Genomic DNA, 18320 nt, shown 5'->3' on the forward strand with positions numbered 1-18320 from the left:
CCACCAATACTTTTTTTTTGTTGGGTCGTGGGTGTTTTTTTTTTTTATACCCGCCGGGGGCCCGGTCACACAAACCCCCGCGGGGGGGGTCCCAACCCCCCCCCCCCCCCCCCCGCCGCTCTGCGCGTTCTGCATGTCTCCTTCGGCTACTGCGCTTGTCTCCTTGCCCGGCCGTAAGGAGACAGCCGTAACCCCGCATGATGGGCGGGAGACGCCGGTAAGGGTGCAAGCCCGCAAACAACCCCCTGTCCGTCATGTTCAGGAGGGTTCGGGTTGTGGGTGCGGGGCGGCGGGGGCGACGAGGTAGTGGCGGCCGGGAATCGTCTGGGGCCGGTACCGCACGGCGGGGTCGCAGACGACGGGACGGTCAGCTGGGCTGGCGATGATGGTGACGGGGCTTGATTTCGGGGTCTGCATGCATTTCTCCGTGGGCAGGTTATTCGCCGAGGTGGGTGATGGGGCCGAATTGGCGTTCGTAGTTGCTCATGCTGTCGTTGAGGGTTTGCATGAGCCGGAAGATCAGCGCGGGTGGGAACTTCACCCGGGACGTGACCTGCACCGGTTGTCGCATCATGGGTTGACCGGCCGGGTTGACAGCGCCCGGTTCGGTGGGCAGGTAGACGAGGCAATCGAGGGTGAAGTCGGTGCGGTTGTACCAGCAGGTGAACCCGTTGGCGTACACCCCGGCACTGACGGTCTCCGGCACGATGACCTCGACGTCGACATCGGGTTCGTCCGCGGGCGGCGGAACTGGTCCGCTCACCGCGAACCTCCTCGGTAGCAGGGCCGGCGAACCGGCCACACCGGGTGCCCGGTGTGGCCGGCCGCCAGAACTTTGGTCACTGCGTCATCCTCGCCGGGTCAGCGGCCCTGCTGGAGGCGGGCTTGCTGGCGGATTTGCTGGAGCTGTATCTCCCACTGACCGGCGCGATCCTGTGCCCGGTTGGCCTGGTCCTCGGCCTGCTGCGCCATCTGGGTGGCCTGGTCGGCCTGGTCCTGGGCGGTGCTGGCCCGCTGCTGGGATTGATTGGCCTCGCCCTGGGCCTGCTGGGCCTGGCTTTGTGCCCGGTCGGCCTCGCTCTGGGCCTGCTGGGCCTGGTTGGTGGCCAGCATTGCCTGCTGGCGGGCCTGCTGTGCCTGCTGGTTGGCCTGGTTGGCGTCCTGCTGCGCATGCTGGGCCTGATGCTGCACCTGCCGTGCCTGCGCCTGCGCCTGGCGCGCGAGACCCGAGGCCTGCATCGCGTACTGGCGGGCGTTCTGTGCCTCTTGCCGGGCTTCGTCCATTCGCAGCCGCAGCAATTCCACTTCCGCCTGCACGTCGATGTCCCCGCGTCGAGCTTCCGCCGTCGCACTACCGCTGGTTTCCTGTGCCATGTTCGAGCTCCCTTTCAACGATGTGTGGATTGAGACACTGAGGTTGTTGCGGGAAGAACTCGTGTGACCGGTGCCATTCTGCCCAATGCATCACCGCCAGGTAGTAACTTTTCGGCAACCAGTACGCAAAGCCGACGAAACACACCCAAACCTGGCTCGGGGAGATACGGACAAGCGGGAACAGCAATACGCGATGGCAGCCACCTGCGGGGGCGTGACAGTACCTCGAACAGCCGAACCGGCTCGCCCCGTCGCCGTCTTCGGCAGCCTCGGCAACCGGTTCGGCCAATCGGTGGGCCGCTATTGGTGGCGAACGGCTGCTGGCAGTAGCTGAGAATGAATCCAGATGTCTTGCGCGAGCACGGTTTTCGCGCAAGCAGGCCCTTATTCAAGTCGGCGTGGCGGCATCGCTGCAGCCACCGTCGTCAAACGTACGGTGGACGCTTCTGCATCAGCAGTTGCGGGAACTCAGTGGCGGGTGGTTTGCGTGCGGTGGGAAAAGTGTGCTTTCTCGGCCTGTTCCATCAGACGCATGAACTGGTCGGTCTGCAGGTGGACGAGTGTCTCATGATCACCGGCCTCGAAATAGATATCCGGCTGCGTGGTGAGACTCTCGTCCATCAGCGTCGTCATGCCGTAGGCGGTGCACATGGGTGGGATTGCGCCGACCTCGCAGTCCGTGAAGGTTTCGCGGAAGTCCGATTCCTTGGCGAGCACCAGCCGCCGACCCGTTTGCGACCAGAGCTTCGCGAGTCGTAGGTGGTGGGTGGATGGCAGCACGGCGGCGACGTAGCCTTGCGCGTCTTCCAGGAGGACTGTCTTTGCGAGGCGGTCGCCAGGGATATGGGCGGTTTCGGCGGTTTCTGAGCTGTTGTGGCTATGCGGATGCGGTACGAGTTCATACTCGGCGCCCGCATCCGTCAGGCACTGCTGCACAGTTAGCGATATGGACATGACGGACCTCCAATGACTGGTTGGTACCACCATTAACCCCAGCGGACTGGGCTTTCAGCATAGGTCATCGAGGATTTCTCGCGCCGGGACGAGGGCCTCGTCCTCCTCAACGGTTCCGGTAGCGGCGAGGGTTCGAACAGATCGGCCGCGGGCTGTCCGGCCGAGGCTCGGGTGCCGCGTGGCCGGTCTCCTCCTCGTAGACCCGCAAACCCTCTTCGATCTTGCCCGCCGCATTCTCCAGCTGCTCGGGCGTGAGGAACCGACCGCGGGAGGCCGCAGCGAGCAGCTGGGCACGCACCTGATCGAGATTCATGCGTGCCCATTCCAGGCGAGGCGGTTCCGGCATGATCACAAGGCTACCTCGAGTCGAACAAACTTTCGATAGTAGGAGAGCGGTCCGACAGGTTCCGGACCCAGCACGACGGATACCGCCATCTACCAACTGCCGCAAACGCCCAGCGTGTAGTCCGAGCTCTACTTCGACGTGTAGAGACCGGCGAGGGCCGGTGGGAGCGGGCCCTCGTGCAGGACGCCCAAGCGCTGGGTGGCGCGGGTGAGGGCGACGTAGAGTTCGGCCGCGCCGCGGGGGCCGTCGGCGAGAATGTGCTCGGGCTCGACCACCAGGACCGCGTCGAATTCGAGGCCCTTGGTTTCGGAGGCGGGGACCGTGCCCGGCATGCCGGGCGGGCCGATCACGATGCTGGTGCCCTCGCGGCCCGCCTCGTCGCGGGTGAATTCCTCGATGGCCGACGGCATCTCGCCGAGGGCGAGCTGTCGCGCCCACGGCTGCACGCCACAGGAGCGCACCGACTCCGGCGGCGTCACCTCGGGCGCGAAGCCGGTCAGGACGGCGGCGGCCACGGCCATGATCTCCGCCGGGGTGCGGTAGTTCACCGTGAGCGAGCGGTAGGCCCAGCGGCCGGGGACGTACGGTTCCAGCATGGCGTCCCAGGAGGTCGCGCCCGCCGCGGACCGGCGCTGCGCGAGATCGCCCACCACGGTGAAGGAATGGCTCGGGCAGCGGCGCATCAGCACCCGCCAGTCCATCGCCGACAGCTCCTGCGCCTCGTCGACCACGATGTGCCGGTAGGTCCAATCCCGGTCCGCGGCAGCACGTTCGGCGAGTTCCCGGGTGTCGCGTTCCAGGAAGCGCTCGGCCAGGTCGTCGCCGTAGAGCAGGTCGGTGGCGAACAGGTGATCCTCGTCGTCCATGTGGTCGGCGCGGCCGACCAGCAGGTCGAGCACGCCTTCGGCATACGCGGCCCGGGCCTTCCGTTCCCGCTCGGCCGCCGCCTCCTCGGCGGAGGTGTCACGGCCCAGCAGATCGACCAGTTCGTCGAGCAGCGGGACATCGGACACCGTCCACCCCGCACCGTCCGCGCGCCACAGCGCCTCGCCGGCGCCCGCCGCGCGCAGCCGGTCGGTGGACGAAAGCAGCTCCGCCAGCAGCGTTTCCGGTGTCAGCGTGGGCCACAGCTCGTCCATCAGCGCCGTGAATCCCTCGTGCTCGGCGAGTTCGGTGCGCAGATCGGTGCGCATGTTCTCCCAGGCCTCACGGTCGTCGCGGGTCAGCCAGCCCTCGCCGATCCGCTTGATGGCGCGCTCGGTGAGCGCCCAGGTGAGCACCTCGAGGAAGGTCGCGCGAGCCTGGTTGTGCGGCAACCCGCTACCGCGCGCCTCCTCCCGCGCCCAGCCGGCGATATCCGCGCCGATACGCACCGTCACATCCGACAGTTCGATCGACACCGGCTCCTGCGGCACCCGCTGACGGTCCGCGATCGCGGCCTTCAGCACGTCGAGGATCCGCAGGGAACCCTTGAGCCGCACCGCTTCCGGTCCGTCCTCGGCCGTGATGCTCAGCCCGGGCATGAGATCACCGGTGGTGGTGAACACCACGTTCGTCTCGCCCAGCGACGGCAGCACCCGCCCGATGTGCCTGAGGAAGGCCGTGTTCGGGCCCACCACCAGCACACCGTTGCGTTCCATCTGCGCACGCTGGGTGTACAGCAGATACGCGACCCGGTGCAGCGCCACCACGGTCTTGCCGGTGCCCGGCCCGCCCTCGATCACCAGCACGCCCGGGTGATCGAGCCGGATGATCCGGTCCTGCTCGGCCTGAATGGTGGCCACGATGTCGCGCATGCCCTCGCCGCGCGGCGCGTTGACCGCCGCCAGCAGGGCCGCGTCACCGCGCTCGCCGTCACCGGGATGGCCGAACACCTCGTCGGTGAAATCGGCCACCAGCCGCCCGCGCGTGTGGAATTGGCGACGACGCCGCATGTTCTCCGGGCTCGCGGCGGTCGCGATATAGAACGCCTGCGATGCCGGCGCCCGCCAATCCAGCAGCAGCGGTTCGAATTCGTTCGCCTCGTCGAAGATCCCAAGGCGCCCGATGTACGAGTGCTCGCCGGTCACACTGTCCAGCCGCCCGAAACACAGCCCGTTGTCGGCCACCTCGAGGCGCTTGACCTCCTTGCCCAGCGCCCGCACCTCCGCATCCCGCTCCACCAGGGTGGTGCCGCGCGAGCGCAGCGTCTCGCCGTAGCGGCCCTTCACCCGGGCCCGCTCGGCGTCCAGCCGCGCGTACAGCCCGGTCACATACTCCTGCTCCGCGAGCAGTTCCTTCTCGTACCCCTGGTCCGACACCAGCACCACACCTTCCCGCCTAGCCATTCCCCGCTGCCCGCCCGCGCGCCCATTCGCGCAGGTTGCAGCCCTCGGCCAGCGATTGTGCGCCAACACCGGGGCCTTGCCGCAAGTCCCCCACTGTGTTATATGGTTGAAGGGGAAATGATGACGATCCTTTCCATTCCTTCCTCTTCCTCCTTCCGAATTCCTCTCGCCGCATCCGGGCTTTGCTAGGCCGCGGCAGGGCGTTGTCCGCCCGAGGCCAGGGTCAGGATGTCCTTGTTGCCGTCGGCCCACTGGGCTGTCATCACCATCGAATCCACCTTCCACTGGCCCCCGACCAGGTGCAGGCCGATGCGGTAGGTGCCGCCCAGCGTCCACCGCGGCGAACCGAATCGATTGGCCAGGATGTGGACCGCCTGGAAGACCGCGGTCAGTTCCGCGCGGTCGCCGTGCACGGTCACCAGGTGATTACCGAGCAGATGCTGGGTGGCGTCGAAGCTGCCGATCAGCTTCTCCCAGTCGGCGCGGATCTGCGCCGGGGTGACGGTCGCGGGCTCGCCGCCCCAGATGCTCGAGTAATCGAGGGTGACCTCGTCGGCGAAGACACCGGGGAAGGCGTCCCAGTCGCGAATGTCGATGAACCAGAACAGGCGGGTGGCGGCGTCGATGATGTCGGCACGCTGCTGAGCGGTGGCGGTCATGGCAGATCTCCTATTGGGCAATCGAATCGGTGGTGACAGGGAGCAGATCGCGGCCGGCGAGCACGCCGCGGGCAGCGCTCATGGCGGAGAGAACACGCGGAAATCCCGCGTAGGGGAGGGCCTGCAGGATCGCCTCGACGATCTCGCCCGGCGCCACACCGGCATTCAGCGCGGCACCGAGGTGCGCCTCCAGCTGCGGCCGGGTGTCCCCGAGCGCGATGAGCGCGCCCAGGATCACCAGCTCGCGCCGCCCGGCATCCAGGCCCGGCCTGGAATGGATGTCGCCATAGGCGAATTCGACGGCGAACCGGTGCAGATCCGGTGCGATATCCGCCAGCTCGTCATAGACCCGGCCGCGTACCCCTCCGCTCCCACCGAGCTCGGTTTGGCAGGCCGCTCCCCGCCGGAATCTCTCGTTCACGAGACCGAGCCTGCTCGCCGCGGCAGGACGTAACCAGTGCACGCCGTGCCTCGTACTCCCGGGGCCACCCACCGCCGCCCTGTGCCAGACTGCGGGCATGGCAGTGCGCGCGGACCTGGCGGAATTCCTGAAGTCCCGGCGGGCGCGGGTCGATCCGCACGAGTCGGGCCTGCCGCCGTCCGGCCTGCGCCGGGTGCCCGGCCTGCGCCGCGCCGAACTCGCGCACCTCGCCGGCATCAGCGCCGAGTACTACCAGCGCCTCGAACAGCGCCGCGCCGCCAACCCGTCGACCGAGGTGCTCGACTCCCTCGCCTCCGCGCTGCGGCTCAACCCCGTCGAGACCGAGCACCTGCACACCCTGGCCCGCCCGCCCCGCACGGCCGAAACCGCCGCTCCCGCACCGCGTCCCGAACTGCTGCGCATGCTCGACCTGATCGACAAGGCGCCCGCCCTGGTCATCACCGACCTGTTCGACGTGCTCGCCGCGAACCCGCTGGCGCACTACGTGTTCGGCCCCATGGCCGACGAGAACATGGCCCGCGCACTGTTCTCCGACCCCGCCGCCCGGGACTTCTACCGCGACTGGGACGGTGTCGCCGCCGCGACCGTCGCCCAGCTGCGCCGCGTCGCGGGCCTCTACCCCGCCGACCCCGCCACCATCGCCCTCGTCGACGAACTCTCCACCGGCAGTACGGAATTCGCCGCCCTCTGGCGCGCCGGCGATGTCGAGCAGCGCACCCACGGCGGCAAACTCGTCCGCCACCCCCACTCCGGCGACCTCGGCTTCTCCTACGAGAACCTCGAACTCCCCGGCGACCCCCGCCAGCGCATCGTCACCTTCACCCCCGATCCCGGCACCACCCTCCCCGCCCTGTAGTCCGACGAATGGCCTTGGGCGTCACCGTCGCCACGCCTCGGACGAGCAACAGGCCAGGCATTTCCTACTTCGATTGATAAACTGAGGTCATGGCTCAGCCTGTCTATGAAATCGGCGAAGGACCCGCGACGCGGGTGAGTCTGTCCCTACCCGAGGGGACGGCCGAGGCGATTCGCCGACGGGTCGGGAAACGTGAATTCTCCGCGTTCGTCACTTCCGCCGTCGAGCGCGAACTGCGCGGGTTGTTGCTGGACGAGTATCTGGCCGACTACGAGCGGCGCCATGGCGAGTTGCCGGAGGCCGCCCGGCGGCACGCCTTCGATCAGTTCGAGCAGGCGCTCGCGGGTGACGATCCATGGCCGGACGAAAGGTGAGGGCAGCGCGGTCGCAGCGTTCGCTGCAGGGCACGGTCGTGCTCGACTGCGAGGGGCTGTCGGGCCTGCTGTCCGACGATCCGACGATTGTCGCCCTGGTCGCAGAGGCGCGTGGGCGTCAGATGGAGATAGTGATCAGCGCCCTGACGATCATCGAAGCTACGTATCGAAAGACCGACCGGTCGCGATTGTCCTGGGTATTGTCCATCATTCGCGTAGAGGCGGTCGACGACGCCTGCGCCCACGCGGCATCCGAGTTGTTGCTCGCGGCGGGGCTACATGGTCACAAATACGCCAGCGACGCCGCCGTGGCCGAAATGGCAATGCGGCAGCCGCCGCCCGTGATCGTAATGACCTCGGATCCGCAGGATATGCACACTCTGTGCGGTGATGCGGTGCGAATCATCTCCCTGTGAGGTGAGCCCCGACGCGCCGAGCGTGGTTGCGGGGCGGGTTGGCGTGTTGTCGTTAGATTGTGGGTCAGGACGGATCGGCCGCGACGCGAGAATGGCCCGCAGGGAGGCGGGTTCGCGTCGGGGTGCGGGAATATCGTTGTGACACAACGTGCCACGCGAATGACAACGCGTGGTCATGTGGGGTGGAGTCGAACTATGACCTTGACCTCACTGGCCACGCACTGTGGTGGCACGGTCATACGATCCGGGGCTGACATATGCGGGAAGGCGAGTAGGCCATGGATCGAAATGCGTTCGTCGAGGTGATGAACGAGGCGAGCGGCATGCTGGACAGCGGCCGGGCCGACGAGGCGCTGGCCCGTTTGTCGGCGTTCGACGACGGGCTCGACGCGGCGCCCGATCCCAAGGAGTACGGCTGGATCGTCTCCTATCGCTTCCGATCGGCCTTCGCCGCGGGCGATTACGCGCAGGCCCTGCACCTGGCCGAACACGGCCCGGCCCGCTACCCGGCCGACATCCCGCCCGCCACGCTGGCCACCATGTACTCGATGGCCGTCGAGGCCGCCACCCAGCAGAGCCTGCCCGACAGCGCCGTCGTCATGGCCGACCGCTGTATCGACCTGCGGCGCGCCCACGGCGAACACGCCGAGGTGCTGATGGCCGCCATGACCGCGTGCACGCTGCTCGGCGATATCGAAAGACACGATCTGGCAAGCAGATATGCGCAGCTGCTGATCACCGAGGGCGTCGGCCACGACGACTACCGCGGCTACGGCTACTACGCGCTGTGCGCCGCCATCGAACAGGGCGTCGGCGGCCATCTCGTCGACACCCTGCGCGCCGGGCGCGAATGGCTGGAGAGTCAGGACAACGAATTCGCCCGGGTGGCACTGGAATACCTGGAAACCGCGCCCAGCCTGCAGGAACCCCTCGCCGTCAACCTGGATCTGGACGACCCGCTGGGCAACGGCGTGCCGCTGTCGGATCCGATTGCCCCCGACGCCATGCAGACCCAGTTCCTGCATGTCGGCGACGGCGTGCCTCAGGCGGTCTCCGGTCCGTCCCAGCCGCCGGCCGCGCAGCTCGCCGGCGGCGAGACCGCCGACGCCCTCATGGACGCCAACCGGCCCGGCATCGCCGCGGCCGCCTACCGGGCGCTCATCGACGACGCCCTCTCCAGCGGCAGTCCCGATCCGCTCATCATGGGCAAGTCCACGCTGGGCCTGCTCACCGCGCTCATCTTCGACAACCGGGTCGGCGAGGCGCACTCGGTGTGGATCGACGAGCAGGGGCCGACCTACCTGGGCATCTGGTCGCTCGAGAACGGCCAGACCTCGGTCCACGACGCCATTGCCTACAACCTGGTCGCGGCCTTCCTGCACTCGCTGAGCAGCGGCGACCCCAATGCCGCCAACCATGCCGTGGACAGTCTCATGATGCGAAACGTGGAGTGGGCCTACGAGAACGACCAGCAGGCCGTCCCCGCCATGATCAACACCTGGCGGCGTCACCTCTACGAGATCCACGGCGGCGAGCCCGCTCCCGAATACCGCTGGCAGCTCACCCAGGCCGAACAGCGCTGGGGCGCGCCGGTTCCCGAGGGCGGCCTGTACTGGATGCGCCCCTACCGCTGGGTCGTCGACTGGGTCTGATGTGCCGGTGAGCGGTGGCCCGGTCGCCGCCACCTAGGCTGAACCCATGGCAGCGACCGAAATCTGGCACAACCCGAAGTGCTCCAAGAGCCGTACCGCCAAGGCAGTGCTCGACGACACCGGCGCCGACTATGTCGAGCGCCGCTACCTCGACAACCCGCCCTCGGCCACCGAGATCCGCGCCACCCTGACCAAACTCGGCCTCGAACCGTGGGACATCACCCGCACCGCCGAACCCGAGGCCAAGGAACTGGGCGTCTCGGCGTGGGGCCGGACCCCCGCCGACCGCGACCGCTGGATCGAGGCCCTGGCCACGCATCCGCGACTGATCCAGCGCCCCATCGTCTTCACCGCCGACGGCCGCGCCTATCTGGCCCGCGACGAGGAAACCCTCGACGAACTCCGCTGAGCCTCAGGCCAGCGCGAAAACCGGGAAACCCGGGGCGATGTCGGCCAATTCGGCGTCGGTGGCGTGCTTGGTGACGCCCTCGAAGAAGCGGCCGACCTCCCAGCCCCAGCGGTCGAGGTAGGCGCGCAGCACCGGGATCTTGTCGGCGTCGGGGAGTTCGGTGGCGGTGAAGGTCTGGACCTTGCGGCCCAGGCGCAGTTCGCCGGATCCCGCGACGCGCAGGTTGCGGACCCACTGGGTGTGCCCGCGCGGGGCGACCAGGTAGCGGGCGCCGTCGTCGGTGGTGAGGACATTGACCAGGGTGGTGCGCCACTCGCCGGACTTGCGGCCGCGCACGGCCAGCAGCCGGGAGCCGGCGATGCTGATGCCGAGCTTGGGCAGCAGGTTGAAGAAGCGGTTCATGTAGGGGTCCAGGCCCTTCGGGCCGAGGTAGCGGGTGGCGGCGGTGTGGGCGTCCATGAGGCACTTCCTTCGACTTGTGAGAGCAGTGCTCTCTGATGTGATCAGTGTGCGCGCATGACGCTCGGGCTGTCAAGAGCAGTGCTCTCGAAACTTGTCGGTGATCCGATTCGTGGCACACTGTCGGAATGAGCGTGCCCCGTACCGCCCGTGCCCGCGCCCGCGCCGAGATCACCCGCGAGATCACCGACGCCGCGCGCCGGCAGCTCGCCGAATCCGGCGCACCCGCGCTCTCACTGCGGGCCATCGCCCGCGAACTGGGCATGGTGTCCTCGGCGCTGTACCGGTATTTCCCCAGTCGCGACGAGCTGCTGACCACGCTGATCATCGAGGCCTACAACGCCCTCGGCGATGCCGTCGAGCACGCGGTCGCGACCGAGACCGCCCCCCGCGCCCAGTGGCGGGCCCTGTCGAATGCCGTGCGGGACTGGGCGATCGCGCACCCCCACGAGTACGCGCTGGTGTACGGATCACCGGTGCCGGGCTATCGCGCCCCGCAGACCACCGTCGCACCCGCGTCACGCGGACCCCTCGCCGCCCTCGGCATCGTCCACCGGGCCTGGCAGTCCGGCACCCTGGCCACGCCCGCGGAAACCCTCACCCCCGAACTCGAGACCCAATCCGCCTTGATCGGGGCATTCCTGAACTCCGGCATGCCCGAACCGGCGGTGGCGCGCGCCATGCTGGGCCTGACCCAGCTGTTCGGCGTGGTCACCTTCGAGCTGTTCGGGCAGCTGGACAACACGATGGACCCGGCCGGGCCGTTCTTCGCCTACTCGGTCGAGACCATGGCCGACCTCATCGGGATCACCGAGTAACACTCGAACTTCGGTGCGCTACAGCGGAAACGGTGGCGCGCCGACCCCGGCGATCCGCAGATTCCCCCACGGGTCCCGTTCCTGGAGCACGCCGGGCGCGGGCGCGCTACCCGGCACGGTCAGGAACACCTGCCCGCGGCCGGGATCGGGCAGTTCGCTCCCGTCAGCCGCGGAAATCCGCCCGTGCCAGTGGAATTGACCGTCGATCGGATCGAGATGCCCGGTCAATGCCACGCGCACCGCCACCTCGGTACCGGGGGAGTCCAGCAGTGCGGGCCCCGAATAGTCCGGCGCCGCTTCGGGTTCGGTGAAGCCGGCGTGCGGGTCGGCCGCTGCGGGGGAGTCGTGCCGGGCCCGCCGGAATCTCACAGCAGCCCTCTCCGCCGCCAGAGACGCTTGCCGATCGGCCCCATCAGCCCCTGCGCGTCCAGGAACGCACCGAGATTCGCGGCGCCGAGCCCCAGCGCCCGCCGCGAATGCGGGTTGGCGCGGGCCACCTTCCGGGCCGCCCGCCCGTCCTCGATGCCCGCGCGGACGTACATGTGCCAGTTGGTCATCAGGTAGACCAACAGGGGAGCGGCGACCGCGACACACAGTCGCGTGTACTGCACTTCGGCCTTCGACATGGTCGGCACCCGGTCCGCCAGGGCCGCGCGCGCGAACCCGATGTGCCGGGCCTCCTCGGTGACGTGAATCCGCATGGCCCGCGCCACCAGCGGCTGCAGCTGTGGATCGTCGAGGGTGCGGCGCTGCAGCGCGTCGAAGATCTCCTCGCCCACCAGGGCGCCCACCCACACCATCGAGCCCCGCAGGAACCGTTGCAGGGCGCTGATCGTCCAGCGCTCGAACCGGTTCGGCCAGTAGGGCCGCGTGCCGATCCGCTCGATGACCTTGCCGAACATCATCATGTGCCGGCATTCGTCACCCATCTCGGTGAGCGTGTAGTGCGCGTGCCGGGAGGTCGGATCGCCTGCCATGAGCTCGCGCAGCAGCAGCCGGTTGAGCAGGTTCTCGAACCAGATCCCGACCGACAGCACATTGGCGAGCTCCTCGCGGGAAAGCTCGCGGCGCTGCGCGGGCGTCATGCCCTCCCACAGCGGGGTGCCGTAGAGCGAGACGACCTCGGGCGGCAGGAAGAGTTTGTCCGGATCCAGCGGGGCGTCCCAGTCCATGTCGACCACCGGGTCGTAGGTCTTCTTGACCGATCCGGTCAGCAAGCGTTGAGCGAAGGACTCACGGCTGGACAGTGCGGCGGCCGTGGGGGCGGAGACGGCGTTGTCGCCCATGACAGCTCCTGATTCGTTACTGATACGGGCTGTTACACTCAGATTAGTGCTACATACTGTCTCGGTCAACGGTGAGGTGAGTATCGTGAGGCCCGTGACCGGCACCCGACGCAGACCCGCGCAGCCCTCCCTCCGGGACCGAGAGCGGGCGGCCGACGGTCGCAGCACCCGCTGGAACGGCCACAAGGCCCAGCGCCGTGCCGACATGCTCGATGCAGCGCTGGCCGTCATCGAGGAGAACGGCACCGAGATCTCGGTCCAGCAGATCGCCGACCGCCTGCAGGTCCCGCGCCCGGTCGTCTACCGGCACTTCGACGGCCGCGCCGACCTCGACGACGCCATCCGCCGCCACATCCTGGAATCCCTGACCGCCGAACTGCTGCCGCGCCTGCACCCCGACGGCACCGTCCGCGACCTGGTGCGCGGCGCGGTCGGCAGCTACGTCGGCTGGGTCGAACGCCACCCGGAACTACACCGCTTCCTGGCCGCCGGCGATCCGCACGGCGAGGCCTCGACCGCCCTGGCCGGTGCTCGCGACCGCATCGGCGGCCGGCTCGCCGACCTGTTCGCCGACGCCCTCGAGCGCTTCGGCATCGACCGGAATCGGGCCCGCCCCATGGCCTTCGGCACCGTCGGCTTCGTCGACGGCGTAGTCAACAGCTGGCGCGCCGCCCCCACCCTGTCCTCCGAGCAAGTCGAGGGCATCCTCACCGAATCGGTCCTGGCGCTGCTCGAGGGCAACGCCCGCAGTCTGGATGTCCCGCTCACCCGCGACACCGTGGTGAGTGAACTGCTGTCCCGCGCGGATGCCGCGCGGGTGGTGTAACCAGCACAACCGAATCCGCCTTGCCTGCCTCCGCGACAGGCTCGGACGGTCGCTGAGTGATCAGCGGCTCCCGCGCCCGGTGAGCGCGCGGTAGCTGCGGTTCCACAGCCACTCGACCGGCCCGCGGTCGAAGCGGCGCAGCCAGACATGGGCGAATACCAGCATGAGCGCGCAGACCAGCACATAGATCCCGGCGGTGAACGGGACCCGCGCATTCGCCGACACCAGGCTCGCCAACCCCAGACCCCAGCCGTAGCACAGGAATCCCGACACCAAATTCTGAACGATATAGCAGCTCAACGCCATTCGGCCCACTTCGGCGAAGCGGCGCGCGACGAACCCGGGGTCCGGGCGGTGCGCGTAGCACTCCGCGACCAGGGCCAGAATGCCGAGCGAGACCAGCGGCGCGGTGCCGTAGCGGGTCACCAGGATCAGGTCGCCGCCGGTCAGGCCCAGGATCAGGTCGATAGGTGCGGCGACCGCGAACCCGATCACCATGAGGCGCTTGCGGATTCGCGCGCCCTCGGGCCGGAACACCCCGGACCGGAACAGCCGCGCGCCCACCAGGAACAGCGCGATCGACATCGGGAAGATGAAGATCGGCTCCAGCCGGAACAGCAGCACGTGATCCCAGCGGAAGGCCACCAGATCCCAGAACGACCCGTCCGCATACGGATTCGGATCCAGCGGCCGGTGCCCGCCGTCTCCGCCCCCGGGGCCCAGCACGATCGCCACGGCGATCAGCGACAGCATGGTCAGGTGGATGCCCGCCGCCATCATCAGCCAGCGCCGTTGCGCCTGCGGGCTCGTCGCCAGGATGAACGCCACCACCAGCCCGGTGACCGCGTACCCCATCAGCACGTCGAACTCGGCGACGAAGAAGAAATTCACCAGCCCGTCGAGCAGCAGCAGCCCGGCCCGGACCGGATATCCGCCCGGCCAGGCCCGGCCGCCGCGCACTGCCGATCGCTGCTGGATAGCCAGCCCGATGCCGAACATGATGGTCAGCAATCCCAGGAACTTCCCCTGCGCCAGCTGCTGCAGCAACCGCTCGGTCCACAGCCAGGCTCCGTGCGGTTCGTCACTGCGCGCGATATAGCCGAGCAGCCCTTCGGCATTGGTGAAGATCCAGATATTGGTGCCCAGCGTCCCCAGGATGGCGATGCCGCGCAGCACGTCCAGTGCCGCCAGCCGCCCCGAACGCGGCTGCGCGGAAACGGGATTCGGGTCCTCGGCGGGGGTGGGCGCGAGCGCCGGGCGCGGGGCGGAAGCCGATTCGACCATGCCGGCCATTGTGCCGTCGCCGCAGTTCGGCGCGGATCGCCCGGGAGAACGACCCCGGCTACGACCAGCGAATGACCCCAACCCGGACAGTCCACCCGCGTCCGGGCGTGCCTTTCGCCTAGGCTCGATCGCATGCAGCGCATCATCGGAATCGAGGTCGAGTACGGCATTTCGACGCCTACCGAGCCGTCGGCCAACCCGATTCTCACATCCACCCAGGCGGTGCTCGCCTACGCCGCGGCCGAGGGCGTGCCGCGCGCCAAGCGCACACGCTGGGACTATGAGGTGGAATCGCCGTTGCGCGACGCGCGCGGTTTCGATCTCGGCCGGCTCAACGGGCCCGCGCCGGTGATCGACGCCGACGAGGTCGGCGCGGCCAATATGATCCTCACCAACGGAGCCCGCCTCTACGTCGACCACGCCCATCCGGAGTACTCCGCCCCCGAGGTCACCGACCCGCTGGACGCGGTCATCTGGGACAAGGCCGGTGAGCGCGTCATGGAGGCCGCCGCCCGCTTCGCCTCCAGCGTCCCCGGCGCCCCGCGCATGCAGCTGTACAAGAACAACGTCGACGGCAAGGGCGCCTCCTACGGCACCCACGAGAACTACCTCATGAGCCGAGAGACCCCGTTCAACCAGATCATTCTGGGCCTGACCCCGTTCTTCGCGTCCCGCCAGGTGATCTGCGGCTCGGGCCGGGTCGGCATCGGCCAGTCCGGTGACCAGCCCGGTTTCCAGCTGTCGCAGCGCGCGGACTACATCGAGGTCGAGGTCGGCCTGGAGACCACCCTCAAGCGCGGCATCATCAACACCCGCGACGAGCCGCACGCCGACGCCGACAAGTACCGCCGCCTGCACGTCATCATCGGCGACGCCAACCTCGCCGAATGGTCCACCTACCTCAAGGTCGGCACCACCGCCCTGGTGCTGGACCTGATCGAGGCCGGCGAGGACCTCTCGGATCTGCAGCTGGCCCGTCCGGTCACCGCCGTGCACACCATCAGCCACGACCCGACTCTGCGTGCCACCGTTGCGCTTTCGGACGGCCGCGAACTGACCGGCCTTGCGCTGCAACGCATCTACCTCGACCGGGTCGAGAAGTTCATGGACCGCACCGGAAACGACGACGAGCGCACCAAGGACGTCATCGAGAAGTGGGCCCACGTGCTGGACCTGCTCGAGCGTGACCCCCTCGAAACCGCGGACCTGCTCGACTGGACCGCCAAACTGCGCCTGCTCGAGGGCATGCGCAACCGTGAGGGCCTGTCCTGGGCCGCCCCCAAACTGCACCTGGTCGACCTGCAGTACTCGGATGTGCGCCTGGACAAGGGCCTCTACAACCGCCTGGTGGCCCGCGGCTCCATGCAGCGCCTGGTGACCGAGCAGGACGTCACCGACGCCATGACCAACCCGCCCACCGACACCCGCGCCTACTTCCGCGGCGAGTGCCTGCGTCGCTTCGGCGCGGATATCGCGGCCGCGAGCTGGGATTCGGTCATCTTCGACCTGGGCGGCGACTCCCTGGTCCGCATCCCCACCCTGGAGCCCCGCCGCGGTACCAAGTCCCACGTGGGCAAACTCCTGGACGGCGTGCACACCGCCTCGGAACTGGTCCAGCAGCTGACCCACTAGGCCATGCGGAAGGGGTACGGGACCTGAATCCCGTACCCCTTTTTCGTGTCCGCGACATGGCGGCGGAGAGATCGCGGCAACAGCACAATGACGCTTAATCCGGCATGTTGTCCCCGCTGGTGGGTAGTGTTGGGGGACGAGCATCGGATCTTCTCCGGTGCTCGCCGATGATCACAGAGGAGGTCGGCTGCTATGGCACAAGAGCAGACCAAGCGCGCCGGTGGCGGCGACGAGGACGAGGGCCCGGTCGGCGACGGCGGGGCGGGACAGGAGCGTCGCGAGAAGCTGGCGGAGGAAACCGACGACCTGCTCGACGAGATCGACGACGTGCTCGAGGAGAACGCGGAGGACTTCGTCCGCGCATACGTGCAGAAGGGCGGCCAGTGACCCAAGGTGACCCCCTGCGGCTCCAGTTGGGGTTCGCCCAATCCTCTTTCTCCGAGTACCTGCGTTTGCACGCTCCGGAAATGTTGCCCGGCAACGGAATCCGATCCGACGGCACGCACCCCAATCCGGGCGTGCCGTCGGACATAGCGCCACACGGCACCACCATCGTCGCGGTCAGCTACCGCGGCGGTGTGCTGATCGCGGGCGATCGCCGGGCCACCCAGGGCAACCTGCTGGCCAGCCGTGACATCGAGAAGGTGTACATCACCGACACCTACTCCGCGGCCGGCATCGCCGGCACCGCGGGCATGGCGATCGAGATGATCCGCCTGTTCGCGGTGGAACTCGAGTACTACGAGAAGATCGAGGGCGTGCCCCTCACCTTCGACGGCAAGTCCAACAAGCTGTCGAAGATGGTGCGCGACAACCTCCCCGCGGCCCTGCAGGGTCTCGCGGTGGTGCCGCTGCTGGTCGGCTTCGACCCGGACGCGTCGGACCCGGACAAGTCCGGGCGCATCGTGTCCTACGACGTGGTCGGCGGCCGCAGCGAAGAGCGCTTCGGGTACACCGCGGTGGGGTCGGGTTCACTGTTCGCCAAGTCGTCGCTGAAGAAGACCTACGCGCGCGGGATCGATCAGGACCGGGCGCTGCGGATCGCGATCGAATCGCTCTTCGACGCCGCTGACGACGACACCGCCACCGGCGGGCCCGACACGATGCGGAACATCTACCCGACCGCGATCGTGATCGACGCCGAGGGCTCCGAGGAAGTGACCGAGGAGCGCCTGAAGGAGATCACGCGGGCGATGGTGGAGGAGCGGGCCGCGCTGGCGGCAGAGGGGATCGGCGAAGCATGACACTGCCGTATTACGCGTCGGCCGAACAGATCATGCGCGACAAGACCGAACTTGCGCGCAAGGGCATCGCACGGGGCCGCAGTGTCGTGGTGCTGGTGTACGACAAGGGTGTGGTGTTCGTGGCCGAGAACCCCTCGGCCACCCTCCACAAGATCAGTGAACTCTACGACCGGGTCGGGTTCGCCGCGGTCGGCAAGTACAACGAGTTCGAGGCGCTGCGCCGCGGGGGCATCCTGCAGGCGGATCTGCGCGGCTACCAGTTCGACCGCCGCGATGTCACCGGCCGCTTCCTGGCCAATCTCTACGCGCAGAGCCTCGGCACCATCTTCACCGACCAGCTCAAGCCCTACGAGGTGGAGATCTGCGTCGCGGAGGTGGGCTATCCGGAGCAGTCCTCGAACTCGGTGCTCTACCGCATCAACTTCGACGGATCCATCGTCGACGAGCGGGAGTTCGTGGTGATGGGCGGCAACACCGAGCCGATCACCACCGCCCTCAAGAATTCCTACCAGCCGGGCCTGGATCTGCATTCGGCCATCGCCACGGCGGTGGCCGCACTGCAGAAGGCCATCCCCGAGGGCGACAAGGACAAGCAGCGCTCCATGGGTTCCGGCTCGCTCGAGGTGGCAACCCTGGAGCAGTCCCGGCCGCGGCGGGCGTTCCGCCGCATCCAGGGCGCGGCGCTGCAGGAGTTGGTGACCGGCAAGGCGCCGACCGCGAACGCGGCGGCCGAGGCCGAGAAGCCGTCGAGCGGGGACCCGTCATAGGGCCCGCGCCGGCGTAGGCAAATCCCGCTATTCGGGATAAGGCTCCTTTGCACTCTCAATAGCAGAGTGCAAAGGAGCCTTGCTTTTTCGCAGGGTAGAGCGCGTGCAACGTTGCATCCCGTGCTAAATCGTTGTGAATACGTTTGCATCAGCTGTCCGACAAGCCCGTTACCGGCGACAACTCCGCTGTAATGT

23 protein-coding genes are annotated in these 18320 nt (G+C 68.1%); 11 read left to right on the top strand and 12 right to left on the bottom strand.

The genetic code is table 11. The features are described from left to right. Window positions 1-258 precede the first annotated feature (258 nt). The 8 genes from ACFXHE_RS06290 to ACFXHE_RS06325 all read right to left on the bottom strand — a co-directional run bounded on the left by ACFXHE_RS06290 (window position 259) and on the right by ACFXHE_RS06325 (window position 6081). Window positions 259-417, bottom strand: coding sequence for a hypothetical protein (locus ACFXHE_RS06290; protein WP_379380456.1), 159 nt, complete (start codon window positions 415-417; stop codon window positions 259-261). 19 nt (window positions 418-436) lie between these two features. Continuing rightward, complete coding sequence (locus tag ACFXHE_RS06295; protein ID WP_379380458.1) at window positions 437-763, bottom strand: DUF3467 domain-containing protein; 327 nt, start codon at window positions 761-763, stop codon at window positions 437-439. A gap of 98 nt (window positions 764-861) precedes the next feature. Continuing rightward, entirely contained in the window at window positions 862-1374 is a 513-nt protein-coding gene (locus ACFXHE_RS06300; RefSeq protein ID WP_379380460.1) for a hypothetical protein, read from the bottom strand. A gap of 468 nt (window positions 1375-1842) precedes the next feature. After that, entirely contained in the window at window positions 1843-2328 is a 486-nt protein-coding gene (locus tag ACFXHE_RS06305; RefSeq protein ID WP_379380462.1) for an aminoacyl-tRNA deacylase, read from the bottom strand. Window positions 2329-2434: 106 nt separating this feature from the next. Beyond that, window positions 2435-2674, bottom strand: a complete 240-nt coding sequence (locus ACFXHE_RS06310) for a DUF6374 family protein (RefSeq protein WP_379380464.1) — start codon at window positions 2672-2674, stop codon at window positions 2435-2437. Between the two features lie 128 nt (window positions 2675-2802). Continuing rightward, the gene (gene helR / locus ACFXHE_RS06315; protein ID WP_379380466.1) at window positions 2803-5001 is read right to left on the bottom strand and encodes an RNA polymerase recycling motor ATPase HelR; all 2199 of its coding nucleotides are present in this window, start codon (window positions 4999-5001) and stop codon (window positions 2803-2805) included. A 185-nt stretch (window positions 5002-5186) separates the two neighbouring features. Beyond that, window positions 5187-5660 (bottom strand): nuclear transport factor 2 family protein, encoded by a 474-nt coding sequence (locus ACFXHE_RS06320; protein ID WP_379380468.1) that lies wholly within the window; start codon window positions 5658-5660, stop codon window positions 5187-5189. Window positions 5661-5670: 10 nt separating this feature from the next. Further along, window positions 5671-6081, bottom strand: coding sequence for a carboxymuconolactone decarboxylase family protein (locus tag ACFXHE_RS06325; RefSeq protein WP_379380470.1), 411 nt, complete (start codon window positions 6079-6081; stop codon window positions 5671-5673). 97 nt (window positions 6082-6178) lie between these two features. Between ACFXHE_RS06325 and ACFXHE_RS06330 the strand changes: the two genes are divergently transcribed. The 5 genes from ACFXHE_RS06330 to ACFXHE_RS06350 all read left to right on the top strand — a co-directional run bounded on the left by ACFXHE_RS06330 (window position 6179) and on the right by ACFXHE_RS06350 (window position 9809). Next, on the top strand, window positions 6179-6958 hold the full coding sequence (locus ACFXHE_RS06330) for a helix-turn-helix domain-containing protein (RefSeq protein ID WP_379380472.1): 780 nt from the start codon (window positions 6179-6181) through the stop codon (window positions 6956-6958). Between the two features lie 89 nt (window positions 6959-7047). Continuing rightward, entirely contained in the window at window positions 7048-7332 is a 285-nt protein-coding gene (locus ACFXHE_RS06335) for a hypothetical protein (protein ID WP_379380474.1), read from the top strand. After that, the gene (locus ACFXHE_RS06340) at window positions 7314-7748 is read left to right on the top strand and encodes a DNA-binding protein (RefSeq protein ID WP_379380475.1); all 435 of its coding nucleotides are present in this window, start codon (window positions 7314-7316) and stop codon (window positions 7746-7748) included. The genes ACFXHE_RS06335 and ACFXHE_RS06340 overlap by 19 nt, the downstream gene beginning before the upstream one ends. 278 nt (window positions 7749-8026) lie before the next feature. Continuing rightward, window positions 8027-9400, top strand: a complete 1374-nt coding sequence (locus ACFXHE_RS06345) for a hypothetical protein (RefSeq protein WP_379380477.1) — start codon at window positions 8027-8029, stop codon at window positions 9398-9400. A 46-nt stretch (window positions 9401-9446) separates the two neighbouring features. Then, a complete protein-coding gene (locus tag ACFXHE_RS06350; protein WP_379380478.1) occupies window positions 9447-9809 on the top strand; it encodes an arsenate reductase family protein in 363 nt (120 codons plus the stop codon). Window positions 9810-9812: 3 nt separating this feature from the next. Here the strand turns inward: ACFXHE_RS06350 and ACFXHE_RS06355 are convergent, their stop codons facing one another. Next, the gene (locus ACFXHE_RS06355) at window positions 9813-10268 is read right to left on the bottom strand and encodes a nitroreductase family deazaflavin-dependent oxidoreductase (protein WP_354832155.1); all 456 of its coding nucleotides are present in this window, start codon (window positions 10266-10268) and stop codon (window positions 9813-9815) included. A gap of 128 nt (window positions 10269-10396) precedes the next feature. Between ACFXHE_RS06355 and ACFXHE_RS06360 the strand changes: the two genes are divergently transcribed. Further along, the gene (locus ACFXHE_RS06360) at window positions 10397-11086 is read left to right on the top strand and encodes a TetR/AcrR family transcriptional regulator (protein WP_379380480.1); all 690 of its coding nucleotides are present in this window, start codon (window positions 10397-10399) and stop codon (window positions 11084-11086) included. A gap of 18 nt (window positions 11087-11104) precedes the next feature. On the opposite strand, the gene ACFXHE_RS06365 is transcribed toward ACFXHE_RS06360, so the two are convergent. Together ACFXHE_RS06365 and ACFXHE_RS06370 are read right to left on the bottom strand one after the other, a co-directional pair. Continuing rightward, entirely contained in the window at window positions 11105-11455 is a 351-nt protein-coding gene (locus ACFXHE_RS06365; protein ID WP_379380482.1) for a DUF4873 domain-containing protein, read from the bottom strand. Beyond that, a complete protein-coding gene (locus ACFXHE_RS06370) occupies window positions 11452-12372 on the bottom strand; it encodes a diiron oxygenase (RefSeq protein WP_379380483.1) in 921 nt (306 codons plus the stop codon). Before ACFXHE_RS06370 ends, ACFXHE_RS06365 begins: the two co-directional genes overlap by 4 nt. 94 nt (window positions 12373-12466) lie before the next feature. Between ACFXHE_RS06370 and ACFXHE_RS06375 the strand changes: the two genes are divergently transcribed. After that, entirely contained in the window at window positions 12467-13198 is a 732-nt protein-coding gene (locus ACFXHE_RS06375; RefSeq protein ID WP_379380484.1) for a TetR/AcrR family transcriptional regulator, read from the top strand. Window positions 13199-13258: 60 nt separating this feature from the next. Here ACFXHE_RS06375 and ACFXHE_RS06380 read toward each other — a convergent pair whose 3' ends face one another. Continuing rightward, complete coding sequence (locus ACFXHE_RS06380; RefSeq protein ID WP_379380486.1) at window positions 13259-14482, bottom strand: DUF418 domain-containing protein; 1224 nt, start codon at window positions 14480-14482, stop codon at window positions 13259-13261. Between the two features lie 132 nt (window positions 14483-14614). Here ACFXHE_RS06380 and dop point away from each other — a divergent pair, with 132 nt between their 5' ends. The 4 genes from dop (at window position 14615) to prcA (ending at window position 18125) form a co-directional block, all read left to right on the top strand. Further along, a complete protein-coding gene (gene dop / locus ACFXHE_RS06385) occupies window positions 14615-16114 on the top strand; it encodes a depupylase/deamidase Dop (RefSeq protein WP_354832167.1) in 1500 nt (499 codons plus the stop codon). A gap of 192 nt (window positions 16115-16306) precedes the next feature. Then, window positions 16307-16501, top strand: coding sequence for a ubiquitin-like protein Pup (locus ACFXHE_RS06390; RefSeq protein WP_033089305.1), 195 nt, complete (start codon window positions 16307-16309; stop codon window positions 16499-16501). Beyond that, entirely contained in the window at window positions 16498-17358 is an 861-nt protein-coding gene (gene prcB / locus ACFXHE_RS06395) for a proteasome subunit beta (RefSeq protein WP_379380488.1), read from the top strand. Before ACFXHE_RS06390 ends, prcB begins: the two co-directional genes overlap by 4 nt. Continuing rightward, a complete protein-coding gene (gene prcA, locus ACFXHE_RS06400) occupies window positions 17355-18125 on the top strand; it encodes a proteasome subunit alpha (protein WP_379380490.1) in 771 nt (256 codons plus the stop codon). Before prcB ends, prcA begins: the two co-directional genes overlap by 4 nt. Window positions 18126-18320: the final 195 nt, after the last annotated feature.

Origin of the sequence: Nocardia sp. NPDC059229, assembly GCF_042754165.1 — a bacterium.
Taxonomy (GTDB): domain Bacteria; phylum Actinomycetota; class Actinomycetes; order Mycobacteriales; family Mycobacteriaceae; genus Nocardia.

Bases quoted from the DNA above. Each gene is read 5' to 3' on its own strand.
- ACFXHE_RS06290 (WP_379380456.1), bottom strand. From the start codon at position 417: ATGCAGACCCCGAAATCAAGCCCCGTCACCATCATCGCCAGCCCAGCT.
- ACFXHE_RS06300 (WP_379380460.1), bottom strand. From the start codon at position 1,374: ATGGCACAGGAAACCAGCGGTAGTGCGACGGCGGAAGCTCGACGCGGG.
- ACFXHE_RS06305 (WP_379380462.1), bottom strand. From the start codon at position 2,328: ATGTCCATATCGCTAACTGTGCAGCAGTGCCTGACGGATGCGGGCGCC.
- ACFXHE_RS06310 (WP_379380464.1), bottom strand. From the start codon at position 2,674: ATGCCGGAACCGCCTCGCCTGGAATGGGCACGCATGAATCTCGATCAG.
- helR (WP_379380466.1), bottom strand. From the start codon at position 5,001: ATGGCTAGGCGGGAAGGTGTGGTGCTGGTGTCGGACCAGGGGTACGAG.
- ACFXHE_RS06320 (WP_379380468.1), bottom strand. From the start codon at position 5,660: ATGACCGCCACCGCTCAGCAGCGTGCCGACATCATCGACGCCGCCACC.
- ACFXHE_RS06330 (WP_379380472.1), top strand. From the start codon at position 6,179: ATGGCAGTGCGCGCGGACCTGGCGGAATTCCTGAAGTCCCGGCGGGCG.
- ACFXHE_RS06335 (WP_379380474.1), top strand. From the start codon at position 7,048: ATGGCTCAGCCTGTCTATGAAATCGGCGAAGGACCCGCGACGCGGGTG.
- ACFXHE_RS06340 (WP_379380475.1), top strand. From the start codon at position 7,314: ATGGCCGGACGAAAGGTGAGGGCAGCGCGGTCGCAGCGTTCGCTGCAG.
- ACFXHE_RS06345 (WP_379380477.1), top strand. From the start codon at position 8,027: ATGGATCGAAATGCGTTCGTCGAGGTGATGAACGAGGCGAGCGGCATG.
- ACFXHE_RS06350 (WP_379380478.1), top strand. From the start codon at position 9,447: ATGGCAGCGACCGAAATCTGGCACAACCCGAAGTGCTCCAAGAGCCGT.
- ACFXHE_RS06355 (WP_354832155.1), bottom strand. From the start codon at position 10,268: ATGGACGCCCACACCGCCGCCACCCGCTACCTCGGCCCGAAGGGCCTG.
- ACFXHE_RS06360 (WP_379380480.1), top strand. From the start codon at position 10,397: ATGAGCGTGCCCCGTACCGCCCGTGCCCGCGCCCGCGCCGAGATCACC.
- ACFXHE_RS06370 (WP_379380483.1), bottom strand. From the start codon at position 12,372: ATGGGCGACAACGCCGTCTCCGCCCCCACGGCCGCCGCACTGTCCAGC.
- ACFXHE_RS06380 (WP_379380486.1), bottom strand. From the start codon at position 14,482: ATGGTCGAATCGGCTTCCGCCCCGCGCCCGGCGCTCGCGCCCACCCCC.
- dop (WP_354832167.1), top strand. From the start codon at position 14,615: ATGCAGCGCATCATCGGAATCGAGGTCGAGTACGGCATTTCGACGCCT.
- ACFXHE_RS06390 (WP_033089305.1), top strand. From the start codon at position 16,307: ATGGCACAAGAGCAGACCAAGCGCGCCGGTGGCGGCGACGAGGACGAG.
- prcA (WP_379380490.1), top strand. From the start codon at position 17,355: ATGACACTGCCGTATTACGCGTCGGCCGAACAGATCATGCGCGACAAG.